This is a genomic window from Ralstonia sp. TCR112, assembly GCF_007997035.1.
Classification (GTDB): domain Bacteria; phylum Pseudomonadota; class Gammaproteobacteria; order Burkholderiales; family Burkholderiaceae; genus Ralstonia; species Ralstonia edaphi.
Genome location: NZ_VOSS01000101.1, coordinates 1 through 12,347, shown reverse-complemented (window position 1 = coordinate 12,347; position 12,347 = coordinate 1). Strand labels below are relative to the sequence as shown.

At 64.5% G+C, this 12,347-nt stretch carries 11 protein-coding genes and 1 pseudogene; 9 read left to right on the top strand and 3 right to left on the bottom strand.

The window, feature by feature from the left end; genetic code table 11:
• Position 1 precedes the first annotated feature (1 nt).
• From FUT88_RS21925 to FUT88_RS21915, 3 genes and pseudogenes are all read right to left on the bottom strand, one after another.
• The gene (locus FUT88_RS21925) at positions 2-1,129 is read right to left on the bottom strand and encodes a mannitol dehydrogenase family protein (RefSeq protein WP_147218352.1); all 1,128 of its coding nucleotides are present in this window, start codon (positions 1,127-1,129) and stop codon (positions 2-4) included.
• A 4-nt stretch (positions 1,130-1,133) separates the two neighbouring features.
• Positions 1,134-2,140, bottom strand: a pseudogene (locus tag FUT88_RS21920) (zinc-binding alcohol dehydrogenase family protein).
• 412 nt (positions 2,141-2,552) lie between these two features.
• Positions 2,553-3,260, bottom strand: coding sequence for a FadR/GntR family transcriptional regulator (locus FUT88_RS21915; protein ID WP_027677440.1), 708 nt, complete (start codon positions 3,258-3,260; stop codon positions 2,553-2,555).
• Positions 3,261-3,556: 296 nt separating this feature from the next.
• On the opposite strand from FUT88_RS21915, the gene FUT88_RS21910 reads away from it, so the two are divergent.
• The 9 genes from FUT88_RS21910 to FUT88_RS21875 all read left to right on the top strand — a co-directional run bounded on the left by FUT88_RS21910 (position 3,557) and on the right by FUT88_RS21875 (position 12,213).
• Complete coding sequence (locus FUT88_RS21910) at positions 3,557-5,062, top strand: sugar ABC transporter ATP-binding protein (protein ID WP_261797259.1); 1,506 nt, start codon at positions 3,557-3,559, stop codon at positions 5,060-5,062.
• Positions 5,055-6,086 carry an ABC transporter permease gene (locus FUT88_RS21905; protein ID WP_147218349.1) on the top strand — a complete coding sequence of 344 codons (1,032 nt, stop codon included), beginning with the start codon at positions 5,055-5,057 and terminating at the stop codon, positions 6,084-6,086. Before FUT88_RS21910 ends, FUT88_RS21905 begins: the two co-directional genes overlap by 8 nt.
• A 35-nt stretch (positions 6,087-6,121) precedes the next feature.
• Positions 6,122-7,069, top strand: a complete 948-nt coding sequence (locus FUT88_RS21900) for an ABC transporter substrate-binding protein (protein ID WP_147218347.1) — start codon at positions 6,122-6,124, stop codon at positions 7,067-7,069.
• Between the two features lie 141 nt (positions 7,070-7,210).
• Positions 7,211-7,960, top strand: a complete 750-nt coding sequence (locus FUT88_RS21895; protein ID WP_147218345.1) for an SDR family oxidoreductase — start codon at positions 7,211-7,213, stop codon at positions 7,958-7,960.
• A 40-nt stretch (positions 7,961-8,000) separates the two neighbouring features.
• Positions 8,001-8,861: an ureidoglycolate lyase gene (locus FUT88_RS21890; RefSeq protein ID WP_104566896.1), complete on the top strand. Its 861-nt coding sequence runs from the start codon at positions 8,001-8,003 to the stop codon at positions 8,859-8,861.
• 41 nt (positions 8,862-8,902) lie between these two features.
• Positions 8,903-10,180, top strand: a complete 1,278-nt coding sequence (locus FUT88_RS21885; RefSeq protein ID WP_147218343.1) for an L-fuconate dehydratase — start codon at positions 8,903-8,905, stop codon at positions 10,178-10,180.
• Between the two features lie 19 nt (positions 10,181-10,199).
• On the top strand, positions 10,200-11,081 hold the full coding sequence (locus FUT88_RS26295) for an amidohydrolase family protein (protein WP_186829362.1): 882 nt from the start codon (positions 10,200-10,202) through the stop codon (positions 11,079-11,081).
• Between the two features lie 3 nt (positions 11,082-11,084).
• Complete coding sequence (locus FUT88_RS26290; protein WP_186829361.1) at positions 11,085-11,861, top strand: SDR family oxidoreductase; 777 nt, start codon at positions 11,085-11,087, stop codon at positions 11,859-11,861.
• 7 nt (positions 11,862-11,868) lie between these two features.
• On the top strand, positions 11,869-12,213 hold the full coding sequence (locus FUT88_RS21875) for an L-rhamnose mutarotase (RefSeq protein ID WP_147218341.1): 345 nt from the start codon (positions 11,869-11,871) through the stop codon (positions 12,211-12,213).
• Positions 12,214-12,347 lie beyond the last annotated feature (134 nt).

Genomic DNA, 12,347 nt, shown 5'->3' with positions numbered 1-12,347 from the left:
TTCAATTCGGATTGGCCAGCGCGGCGTTCAGGCGCGGCTGGGGCAGGTGCAATCCCAGCTGCCGCGCGAGCGCGACGATGGGCGCCAGGCGCCGCTGTTTCTTCTGCGCGTGGTTCTGCGCGATGTCGGCCAGGCGGTGGGCAAGGTAGGGGTTCAGCAGGCGCTCCCGCAGCAAGACGAGATAGGCCTCGGCGGCATCGCGCTTGTCGAGCGCCGCGAATACGGGAACGATCTCGTCGTGCCACAGGGCTTCCAGCTCCGGCCGCAGGCGCGCGTCTTCCATGGCCTGCGCGACCGTCATGTCGGCGGGGTGCGCATCTTCGCGCCAACGCTCGGCCAGAAACGTGTGGCCCGCGTTGAGCAGAAAGAGCTTGAGGCGCTCGTGATGATCGAGTTCATCCGTTAGCACGATGGCCGGGTGCGTGCAGGGCAGCACCAGCCCCGGCCGGCGCTCGATGGCCCACAGGGCGTACGGTTCAGCCACGGCGCCCACGGGGTGCAATGCCTCGGAGACGATACGGTCTACGAGCGAGTTGGCCCACACGCAATGCGTGCGCAGCCAATCGACGAATGCGGTGGGCAGTGCCCATTGCCGTGCCAGCGCGGAGACCGTTGCGCAGAGCGTGTCGCCATTGCGCTCGATCAGCTCGCACGGAAACAGCGACAGCGGCGCGTGCGGCTGTCGCAGCCAGCGGCCGAGCAGCAGCGTCACCAGTTTCGCGGGGAAGCTGCGCGGCACGCGCGATGGCTGCTGTATCAAGCTGGCATCGTCGCGCGGGTCGAGTTGGTAGCCCTGGTCGGCGGTGTTGGACACGACGACCTGCACATCTGTTGCCATGAGGTCGCGCAGTTGCTCCCAATCGGCGTCGGCCTGCAGGGCGCGCTGCACGGCCTGGCAGGTGACAGTCTGGTCAACGGGTGCGCCGTCGCGCAAGCCGCGAATGCGCACCGGGTAACCCGCGCCGCCGGCAAGCGCAGCCACACGCGCGGCACTGGACGGGTTGGCGGTCGTCTGTACGACCGTGATGCCGCCCAGCGCTTGTCCCGCGTCGAGCGCTTCCGACACGAACAAGTCGACGTGCGCCTGCAGGAAGCGGCTCGTGCCGAACTGGAGGATCGGCGCCGTCATGCGCTCAGCACTCCACGATGGCTTTCACCACGCCGGCGGCCGGGTCGAGCAGTGTTTTGAAGTGCTCGGGCACATCCGCCAGCGCCATGCGGTGCGTATTGAGCGCGGCGGGAATCTTGCCCGCGCGCATGGCGTCGAGCACGGTTTCAAAGTCTTCCGTGGTGGCGTTGCGACTGGCGAGCAGCGTGGTCTCGCGTTTGTGGAATTCCGGATCGGAGAACGAGAGGTTGGCCGCCACCACCGAGATCAACACATACGTGCCGGCATGCGCCACAAAGCGCAGGCCGCGCTCCATGGCCTTCGGATTGCCCGTGGCGTCGAACACAACGTCATAGAACTCGTTGTCTGTAAGCGCGGCGAGTTGCGCTTCGTCGGTATCGCCCAGCGCAACGCTGGCATCCACGCCGAGTTGCTCCGTCGCAAAGGCGAGGCGATCCGCGCGCGAATCCAGCGCTGTGACCGTCGCGCCGCGCAGCTTGGCGAAGATCATGGCGGCCATGCCGATCGGGCCCGCGCCGACCACCAGCACGCGCTGCCCGGCGCGCACCTGCGCCCGACGCACGGCGTGCGCGCCAATGGCCAGAAATTCCACCATCGCGGCCTGATCGAGACTGACGCCGTCTGCCTTGTGCACGAAGGCTTGCGGCACGCTCAGGTATTCCGTGAAGGCCCCGTCGCGATGCACGCCCAGCACTTGGATGTTGACGCAGCAGTTTGTCCGGCCCTGGCGGCATGCAACGCAATGGCCGCAGGACAGGTAGGGCATCACATAGACCACGTCGCCCTTGCTCAGCGCGCTGCCGGCGGGCGCTGTTCGACGATGCCCGACAGCTCATGCCCCATCACGCGCGGGTAGTTCAGGTAAGGCTGATTGCCGGTGAAGATGTGCAGGTCAGTGCCGCACACGCCCACGCGTTTGACGCGCAGCAGCACTTCGCCGTCGGCGGGGCTCGGGACGGGCCGGTCCAGTGCGCGCAGCGTGCCCGGCGTTTCGCAAACGACGGTCAGCATGATGCGGCTCCCGCCGAGGTAGCGCCGCCAGTCTCCGCCTGACGTGGGCCTTGAATAAGTTGTGTATGGGCGCGTGGCAATGGCAAACGGTGAGTCACCTTCCGGTCTCCTTGGGTGGGATGAGGTGAGGGCCGATTGCGTGTGCGTACTGCGCCAAGTTGAGGGAAATGGTGCGCGTCTCCCGCAACTGGTCATGCCAAACAGGCCTCACCTATTGGTCAGGCCAATTTAACATCTCGCGTGAAATTCCTGGAGGGGGGAAACCCTGATGCCGGAAATCCCTTGTTTTCAAGGGGTCAAGGCGCGGTGGTGAGATATTTGGTCAGACCGCTTTGAGAGGCGGGCGGAGTGGCGTAGGTGCGCCCAAGCAGGGGGGGCGCAGCCACAGGCGGGCCGCGCATGGAGAAGGGGCTTACTGCGGGGCGTCTTGCTGAATGGCGCCTGCGATCCAGCGTTCTTCCGACGCGCGCAAGTGCGCCCGCATGGCGGTTTGCGCCGCGATGGGGTCGCCGGCCTGCAGCGCCTTGAGAATCTCTTCGTGTTCATGCACGGCTGCATGCCAGCTGGATTCGCCCTCGGCATGGTCGCGGATCGCCATGGCGAGCGGGTCATGGCGGCTGTCGAACAGCTCCGCCACGAAGCGGCTCAGGACCGAATTGCCGGCCGTCTCGGCAATCAGCATATGAAACTGGCGGTCAGCATCGGTGGGCGACTTTCCGCTCGACGCGAGTTTCTTCATGCGGTCGATGGTGCGCTGGAGCTTGTCGAGCGTGGCGGCCGTCAGCCGCCCAGTGGCAAGCGTGATGACATCGCCTTCGAGCACGGCACGGGCCTGCATCAGTTCAGAAGGGCTTTCGCCCAGCGACGGAATGGCCGCGCTCTCGCTGACGGCGCTTGCGTCTTGCACGTAGACGCCGGAGCCCATGCGGATTTCCACCTGGCCGCCAATCTCCAGGGCGATCAGCGCCTCGCGCAGCGACGGTCGCGACACGCCCAAGGTCTGCGCCAGTTCGCGCTCGGGCGGCAGGCGTGTGCCGGGGCCCAGCTTTTCTTGTTGGATCAGCGCGAGGATCTGCGCGGCTACAGATTGGTAAAGCCGCTTTGGCTCTGTCTGCTTCATTGTGGTGTGATTTTTTTGCGGGCATTACCGCGTTCGGGTCTGTTTCGAGTCTAGCATGCGCACCGCGAGCCGTTGTCTACACTGGTGTCGGCAGCAGTTCAGGGTTTGCACTAGTGGTCAGGCAGGTACGTTATAAGTGATATTGGCTTGACCAAAAAATGCACGGCCCGATCGAAACGTTCCAAACTGGACTTACCAGTGCGTCGAGCGGAAGATCAGAGCCGCGCAACACAACGGAGACCACGATGAGCAGTGCTGATGCCGTGCCTACGCACGTAAGCAGCTCCAGAGCGTCGATGCCGCAAGAGATCCTGTGCTTGCAGCGCATCGGCAAACGCTTTCCCGGCGTCGTTGCGCTGGATGGCGTAAATCTGGATCTGCGTGTGGGCGAAGTCCATGCCATCTGCGGCGAAAACGGTGCCGGCAAATCCACCCTGATGAAGATCATCAGCGGCCAGTACACGGCGGACGATGGTGCCATCACTTACCGCGGCGAGGCAGTGCGCTTTACCTCGACCTCCGAAGCGCAGGCGGCGGGCATCGCCATCATCCATCAGGAATTGAATCTCGTGCCGCATCTGTCGGTGGCGGAGAACATCTTCCTGGCGCGCGAGCCGAAGCGCGGCCCGTTCATCGATTACCGCAAGCTCAACACGAACGCACGCAGCTATCTGCAGCGGATCGGTCTGGCCGTCGAGCCGACGACGCTGGTCAGCACGTTGTCGATCGCGCAGCAACAGATGGTGGAGATCGCCAAGGCGCTCTCGCTCAACGCGCGTGTGCTCATCATGGACGAGCCGACGTCTTCGCTCACGGAATCCGAAACCGTCCAGCTGTTTCGCATCATCAAGGAGCTGCGCGCCGACGGCGTGGCGATTCTGTACATCTCGCACCGGCTGGATGAGATGGCCGAGATCGTCGATCGCGTGACGGTGCTGCGTGACGGCCGCCACATCGCCACCAGCGATTTCGCTTCCACCAGCGTCAACGAGATCGTCGCGCGGATGGTCGGTCGCTCGCTCGACGATGTGTTTCCCGCGCGCAAATCGGTGCCGACCGACGAGGTCTTGCTGCGCGTGAATGCACTGAGCCGCGCAGGCGTCTTCGGCCCGGTGTCGTTCGAGCTGCGCAAGGGCGAGATTCTTGGTTTTGCCGGCCTGATGGGCGCGGGCCGCACGGAGGTGGCGCGTGCCATTTTCGGTGCTGAGCGGCTCGATTCCGGCTCGATCATGCTGGGCCATATGGGCGATCAGCCGGTCACGATCCGCTCGCCGCGCGAGGCGATCCGGCAAGGCATTGCCTACCTGTCGGAAGACAGAAAGAAGGACGGGCTGGCGCTCTCGATGCCGGTGGCCGTCAACATCACCCTGGCCAATGTGCGGGCGATTTCCTCGCATGGCTTCCTGCGCTTTTCCGAAGAGACCGCCGTGGCGCAACGCTACGTGCGCGAGCTGAACATCCGCACGCCGTCGGTCGGGCAGACGGTGCGCAATCTTTCCGGCGGTAATCAACAGAAGATCGTGATCGGCAAGTGGCTGTATCGCGGTTCGCGCATCCTGTTTTTCGATGAGCCGACGCGGGGCATCGACGTGGGCGCCAAGTACGCGATCTATGGATTGATGGATCAACTTGCCGCGGACGGTGTCGGCGTCGTGCTGATCAGTTCGGAGTTGCCGGAACTGCTGGGCATGACCGATCGAATTGCCGTCTTTCATGAAGGCCGCATCACCGCAGTCCTGGACACACGGAAGACCAACCAGGAAGAAATTCTGCATTACGCATCAGGACGAACCCATGCTTGAAATGACATCAGATCAGCCGCAGCCCGTGAAGACGCAGCGCAAGCAACACCACCGCGACTTGATCCAGAAGTTTGCAGCGCTTGGCAGCCTTGTGGCGCTCGTGATGGCGTTTTCCGCCACCAGCGCAGCCTTCTTTTCGGTCGGCAATTTCATGACCGTCGCACTGCAGGTCACGTCGATTGCCTACCTGGGCGTGGCCGCCACGTGCGTGATCATCACCGGCGGCATCGACCTGTCGGTGGGTTCGGTGCTGGCGCTCTCGGGCGTGGTGGCCGCCTTGCTTGTGAAGATGGGCGTGCCGGTGCCGCTGGCCATGCTGGCCGGCGTGGCCGTCGGCGCCGCGTGCGGATGGGTCAACGGTATCTGCATCACGCGGATGGGCCTGCCGCCGTTCATCGCCACGCTGGGCATGATGCTGGTCGCGCGCGGCCTGGCCCTGCAGATCACGGGGGCCCGTCCGGTCTCGGGCCTGGGCGACGCCTTTGGCGAACTCGGCAACGGCGCACTGTTCCGCATCTCGCACATCGGCGCAGACGGCTTCCCGGACACGGTCTTCCCCGGCATTCCTTACCCGGTGGTGATCATGCTGGCGCTGTTCGTCGCCGTGTCGGTGCTGCTGTCACGGACTTCGCTCGGTCGCCACATCTACGCAGTCGGCTCGAACGCCGAGGCGGCGCGCCTGTCCGGCGTGAACGTACAGGGCGTGAAGCTGTTCACGTATGTGCTGTCGGGCTTGCTGGCCGGGATGACGGGCTGCGTGCTGATGTCTCGCCTCGTGACGGCGCAGCCGAATGAAGGCGTGATGTACGAGCTGGATGCAATTGCCAGCGCCGTGATCGGCGGGACGTCGCTGATGGGCGGTGTCGGAACGGTCTCGGGCACGGCCATCGGCGCGTTCGTGATCGGCGTGTTGCGCAACGGGCTCAACATGAACGGCGTATCGAGTTTTATCCAGCAGATCATCATCGGCGTGGTCATCCTCGGCACCGTCTGGATTGATCAGCTCAGAAACCGCAAGTTGTGACTTGAGAAGTTCAAACCAAAACCAAGGAGTGAGACATGAAGAAGCTTTCCGTGCTGTCGGTGGTTGCAGCAACGTGCGCACTGTTCTCTGCCTATGCGCAGGCGGCAGGCGGTGAAATTGCCGTGATCGTGAAATCGGCAAATTCCAACTACTGGCAGAACGTTCAGAAAGGCGCGACGGCCGCCATGGGCAACGCGAAGGGCTACACGATGACGTTCCAGGGACCAGCGGCGGAATCGGCCATTGCCGACGAAGTGAACATGGTCGAGAACGCCGTCAACCGGCATGTGGCGGGCATCGTGCTCGCGCCGTCGGACCCCGACGCGCTGGTGCCGGCGATGAAGAAAGCGTGGGAAGCGCACATCCCCGTGGTGCTGATCGACTCGATGGTGTCCGATTCCGGCAAGCAGTATTACCAGTCGTTCCTGTCGACGGACAACACGAAGGCCGGTGAGCTGTGTGCGAAGGCCATGATCGAGGCCGTCGGCCAGACCGGCAAGATCGCCATCATGTCGTACGTGCCGGGCGCCGGCTCTGAAATCGGCCGCGTGGGCGGCTTCAAGAAATACATCGAGACGCATTCGAAGCTGCAGATCGTCGGGCCGTTCTATTCGCAATCGCAGATGGCGACGGCACTGAACCAGACGACGGACGTGCTGGCCGCCAATCCCGATTTGAAGGGCATCTTCGGTGCGAACGAGCCGACGGCCGTCGGGATGGGCCGCGCGCTGCAGCAGTCCGGCAAGAGCGGCAAGGTGGCGGCCATCGGTTTTGACGGCAACCAGGATCTGCAGGGCTTCGTGCGCGACGGCACGATCCGCGCCATCGCTGTCCAAAGCTCGTACCAGATGGGCTACAAGGGCATCGAAACGGTGGTCAGCGTGATCGAGAAGAAGCCCGTACAGAAGCAGGTCGACACCGGCGTGATGATGGTCAACAAGCAGAACCTGGATTCGCCTGAAGCCAAGAACGTCTTGTACTGACGAGGCATCGCGACAAGGGGCGTGGCGGCGTGTCGTTCACCGCCATGCCGGCTGCATCTCCTTCCTGAACGGCGCAGTGCTTTTCACTCCATTGACGGAACGGGCCATCGCCAACGTGGCCCGCGCCGGAACGCAGACGCAATGAGACTCCAAGGAAAACGCATCCTCGTGACGGCGGCCGGGCAGGGTATTGGCCGGGCCAGCGCGATGATGTTTGCAAGAGAGGGCGCGCAGGTGCTCGCCACCGATATCAACGCAGAAGCGCTGACTACGCTGGCAGAGACCGCCGGCGTGCGCACCCTGCGCCTGGACGTGACAGACGCCAACGCCGTCGCCGTCCTGGCACGCGAAGAAGCCGCCTTCGATGCGCTGTTCAACTGTGCGGGCTACGTGCACCCGGGCAGCATCCTCGAATGTTCGGAGGACGACTGGGCGTTCTCGTGGCAGCTCAACGTGACGTCGATGTACCGCCTGACGCGCGCGCTGCTGCCGAAGATGCTCGACAACGGCGGCGCCTCGATCATCAACATGGCCTCCGCCGCGTCCAGCGTGAAGGGCGTGCCGAACCGCTTCGTGTATGGCACCACCAAGGCCGCTGTCATCGGCATGACCAAGGCGATTGCCGCCGATTTTGTGGCGCGCGGCATCCGCTGCAACGCCATCTGTCCGGGCACGGTGGAGTCTCCGTCGCTCGAGCAGCGCATTGCCGCGCAGGCGCGCGAGCAGAAGGTGTCGATCGACACCGTCCGCGCCGCCTTCGTTGCGCGCCAGCCGATGGGCCGTGTCGGCACGGCAGAGGAGATTGCCGCGCTGGCGACCTACCTCGCTTCGGATGAGTCCCGCTTCACGACCGGCACCTGCTGCGTGATTGACGGCGGCTGGTCCAACTGATTTGGCTTGATTGATTGCAGTAGCTGATAACGACAACACGATGAAACTCCTCCGTTACGGCCCCAAGGGCCAGGAAAAGCCCGGCCTGCTCGACGCGCAAGGTCAAGTGCGCGACCTGTCGGGCGTGATTGACGACATTGCCGGCGCGGCGCTGCTGCCCGAGAGCCTGGCTCGGCTGCGCACGCTCGACATCAGCCGCTTGCCGATCGTCGATGGCACGCCGCAAGCGGGCCTGCGCCTGGGCGCCTGCGTGGGCAACGTCGGCAAGTTCATCTGCATCGGCCTGAACTATTCCGACCACGCCGCCGAAACCGGCGCCGAGGTCCCTGCCGAGCCGGTCGTCTTCGGCAAATGGACCAGCGCCATCTGCGGCCCGAACGACGATGTGGAAATCCCGCGCGGCTCGGTGAAGACCGATTGGGAAGTCGAGCTTGGCGTGGTGATCGGCAAGGGCGGCCGCTACATCAGCGAGGCCGATGCGCTCGCGCACGTGGCGGGTTACTGCGTCATCAACGATGTGTCGGAGCGCGAATATCAGCTCGAGCGCGGCGGCACGTGGGACAAGGGCAAGGGCTGCGACACGTTTGGCCCCATCGGCCCGTGGCTCGTCACCGCAGACGAGGTGCCCAACCCGCAGGCACTGCATCTGTGGCTGGAGGTGGATGGGCATCGCTACCAGAACGGATCGACGTCGACGATGGTGTTTGGCGTGGCGCATCTTGTCAGCTATCTGAGCCGCTTCATGAGCCTGCAGCCGGGCGATGTGATTTCCACCGGCACGCCGCCGGGCGTGGGGTTGGGGCAGAAGCCGCCGGTCTACCTGCGCGCGGGCCAGACCATGCGCCTGGGCATCGAGGGCCTGGGCGAGCAACGCCAGCGCACGGTGGATGCACAAGGCTGAAAGCACGCGTTCCGCATTCCGCAATCCTGAACACGATACTCATGACCATCATCCGATCCCTGCGCGTGCTGGACGTGCGCTTTCCGACCTCGCAGCATCTCGACGGCTCTGACGCGATGAATCCGGACCCGGATTACTCCGCGGCCTACGTGATCCTGGAGACTGACCAGCCGGGCCTGGAAGGCCATGGCCTGACCTTCACGATCGGTCGCGGCAACGAGGTGTGCTGCGCCGCCATCGCGGCGATGCGTCATCTGGTGGAAGGGCTCGACCTCGACTGGATTCGTGAAGACATGGGCCGCTTCTGGCGCCATGTCACGTCCGACAGCCAGCTGCGCTGGATCGGCCCGGACAAGGGCGCCATTCATCTGGCGACGGGCGCGGTCGTCAATGCGGCGTGGGATCTGTGGGCGAAGGCGGAAGGCAAGCCGCTGTGGCGCCTGGTGGCCGATCTCACGCCCGAAGAGTTCGTGCGCTGCATCGACTTCCGCTACATCACCGACGGCATCACGCCCGAAGAAGCGCTGGAGCTGCTGCGCAAACAGGTGCCCGGCAAGGCCGTGCGCATCCGCACGCTGGAGCAGGAAGGCTACCCGTGCTACACCACGTCCGCCGGCTGGCTCGGCTATGACGACGACAAGCTGCGCCGCCTCTGCCGCGAGGCGGTCGACAGCGGCTTCCGCCATATCAAGCTCAAGGTCGGGCGCGATCTGAAGGACGACATTCGCCGCGTCTCTATCGCCCGTGAAGTGCTGGGGCCGGACCGCGAATTGATGATCGACGCCAACCAGGTCTGGGACGTCAAGGAGGCCATCGACTGGGTGCGCGAACTCGGTTTCGCCAAGCCGTGGTTCATTGAAGAGCCGACCAGCCCGGACGACGTGGAAGGCCATCGCAAGATTCGCGAAGCCGTCACCCCCGTCAAGGTCGCTACCGGCGAGATGTGCCAGAACCGCATCCTCTTCAAGCAGTTCATCATGCGCGGCGCGATTGACGTTGTGCAGATCGATGCGTGCCGGCTGGGCGGCGTGAATGAAATCCTGGCTGTGCTGCTGCTGGCCGCCAAGTACGGCCTGCCGGTGTGCCCGCACGCTGGCGGCGTGGGCCTGTGCGAGTACGTGCAGCATCTGTCGATGATCGACTACATCTGCGTGTCGGGCACGCGAGAAGGCCGCGTGGTCGAGTACGTCGACCACCTGCACGAGCACTTTGTCGATCCGTGCGTGGTGCGCAATGCCGCCTATCTGCCGCCGCAGGCTCCCGGTTTCTCCATCACGATGAAACCGGCATCGCTTGAGCAATACCGCTTCCGGGGCTGATGCGATGACGGATCCTGCGCTGCCCGTGCCGCGAATAGACGCGCACCAGCATTTCTGGCGCTATCGCCCCGAGGCGTATTCGTGGATCGGTCCCGGCATGGAAGCCCTGGCCGAAGACCGCCTGCCTGCCGACCTGCTGCCGGAGCTTCGGGCGCAACGCCTGGACGCTGCGATCGCCGTGCAGGCGCGCGGCGTGCGAGAGGAAACGGATTTCCTGCTCGAACTCGCCGCTGCGCACGACTGGATTGTCGGCGTGGTGGGCTGGGAAGACCTGCATGCCACCGACCTTGAAGCGCGCCTCGAGGCAAGGAGCGGTGACCACAAGCTGGTCGGCTTCCGGCACACCGTGCAGAACGAACCGGACGTCGCGGCGTTCTTGTCAGACCCGGCATTCGAGCAGGGCGTCGCGCTGCTGCAGCTCTGGGGCTACACGTACGACGTGCTGGTGTTCGGTCATCAGCTTGCGCCCGCCGTGGATTTCTGCGGTCGGCACGATCACCACTGGCTGGTGTTGGACCACCTCGGCAAGCCGCCGCTGGAGGCGTTCGAGCGTGACGCACAGGCCCTGGCGCGCTGGCGGGCCGCGCTGGCACCGCTCAAGGACATGCCGCATGTCGCGTGCAAGCTTTCCGGCTTGCTGACCGAAGCCGACTGGCGAAAGGGCGTGACCGTGCGCGACGTTCAGCACGCGCGCCAGTGCCTTGACGTGGCACTCGACGTGTTCGGCCCAGGTCGCGTGATGTTCGGCTCGGATTGGCCCGTCTGCCAGTTGGCGGCGTCGTACGGCACGGTGGTCGACGTGCTGCACGTCTGGGCCGAAGAGCGGCTCAGCGCCACCGAACGCATCGATCTCTGGGGTGGCACCGCCGCCCGCTGCTACAACCTGCAACTCAAGGCTTGAACCATGGATTTGCATCTGCAAGACAAAGTCGTCATCGTCACGGGCGGCGCGGCCGGCATTGGCGCGGCCATCTCGCTGCAACTGGCAGCCGAGGGCGCCATTCCCGTCGTCTGTGGCAAGAGCCCGATGGCCCCGGCGTTTGAAGCCGAACTGATGCATCGGCAGCCGAAGGCACGCTTCTTCCAGTTCGACCTGGAGGATGAAGTCGACTGCCGCGGCATGGTGGAAGAAACCTTGCGCGCGTTCGGGCATATCGATGGTCTTGTCAACAATGTAGGCATCAATGACAGCGTGGGCCTGGACGCCGGCCGGGACGCCTTCGTGCGGTCGCTCGAAAAGAACCTGATCCATTACTACGTCATGGCACATCTGTGCGTGCCGCACCTGAAAGCGAGCCGAGGGGCCATCGTCAATATCTCGTCGAAAACGGCGCTGACGGGGCAGGGCAATACGAGCGGGTACACCGCCGCAAAAGGTGCACAGCTGTCGCTCACGCGGGAATGGGCGGCGTCGCTGGCGCCGGATGGCGTGCGCGTCAACGCGGTCATTCCGGCCGAGGTGCTGACGCCGCTGTATGAACGCTGGATCGCCACGTTCGACAACCCCGATGCCAAGCTCGCGGCGATTACATCGAAGATTCCGCTCGGCCAGCGCATGACCACCGCCGACGAGATTGCCAGCACCACGGTCTTCCTGCTCTCTGCGCAGGCCTCGCATACGACGGGCCAGTGGGTGTTTGTCGACGGCGGCTACACGCACCTCGACCGCGCCCTGACGTGAGGCTGCCATGCGCTACTGCCTTGCTCTGGACCTGAAAGACGACGCGGCGCTCATCGCCACGTACGAAGCCCACCATCAACGCATCTGGCCCGAAGTCGCGCAGCACCTGCGCAAGCACGGCGTGACCGGCATGGAGATCTATCGCCTGGGCACCCGCATGGTGATGCTCATGGAGACCGACGACGCGATCTACGACGCCGAGCGCATGGCGCTTGCCACCGAAATGGACCCGAAGATCCGCGAATGGGAAGCGCTGATGTGGCAGTTCCAGACACCGACCCCGTGGACGCCCGCCGGGCAGAAGTGGATGCCGATGCGCCGGATCTTCGATTTGCAACAGCAACCGCAGTAGAAGCAATTCCGGCCGTGGCCGGCATGACACCAGAGAGAGGAGATGACAATGAAGAAACGAGCCACCCTGCCGCTGTGTGCGGCAATCCTGTGCGCGGCTGCTGGCGCGGCGCATGCACAAACCAACGTCACGCT

Coding starts and splice junctions, on each gene's coding strand:
- FUT88_RS21925 (WP_147218352.1), bottom strand. CDS start 1,129: ATGACGGCGCCGATCCTCCAGTTCGGCACGAGCCGCTTCCTGCAGGCG.
- FUT88_RS21915 (WP_027677440.1), bottom strand. CDS start 3,260: ATGAAGCAGACAGAGCCAAAGCGGCTTTACCAATCTGTAGCCGCGCAG.
- FUT88_RS21910 (WP_261797259.1), top strand. CDS start 3,557: ATGCCGCAAGAGATCCTGTGCTTGCAGCGCATCGGCAAACGCTTTCCC.
- FUT88_RS21905 (WP_147218349.1), top strand. CDS start 5,055: ATGCTTGAAATGACATCAGATCAGCCGCAGCCCGTGAAGACGCAGCGC.
- FUT88_RS21900 (WP_147218347.1), top strand. CDS start 6,122: ATGAAGAAGCTTTCCGTGCTGTCGGTGGTTGCAGCAACGTGCGCACTG.
- FUT88_RS21895 (WP_147218345.1), top strand. CDS start 7,211: ATGAGACTCCAAGGAAAACGCATCCTCGTGACGGCGGCCGGGCAGGGT.
- FUT88_RS21890 (WP_104566896.1), top strand. CDS start 8,001: ATGAAACTCCTCCGTTACGGCCCCAAGGGCCAGGAAAAGCCCGGCCTG.
- FUT88_RS21885 (WP_147218343.1), top strand. CDS start 8,903: ATGACCATCATCCGATCCCTGCGCGTGCTGGACGTGCGCTTTCCGACC.
- FUT88_RS26290 (WP_186829361.1), top strand. CDS start 11,085: ATGGATTTGCATCTGCAAGACAAAGTCGTCATCGTCACGGGCGGCGCG.
- FUT88_RS21875 (WP_147218341.1), top strand. CDS start 11,869: ATGCGCTACTGCCTTGCTCTGGACCTGAAAGACGACGCGGCGCTCATC.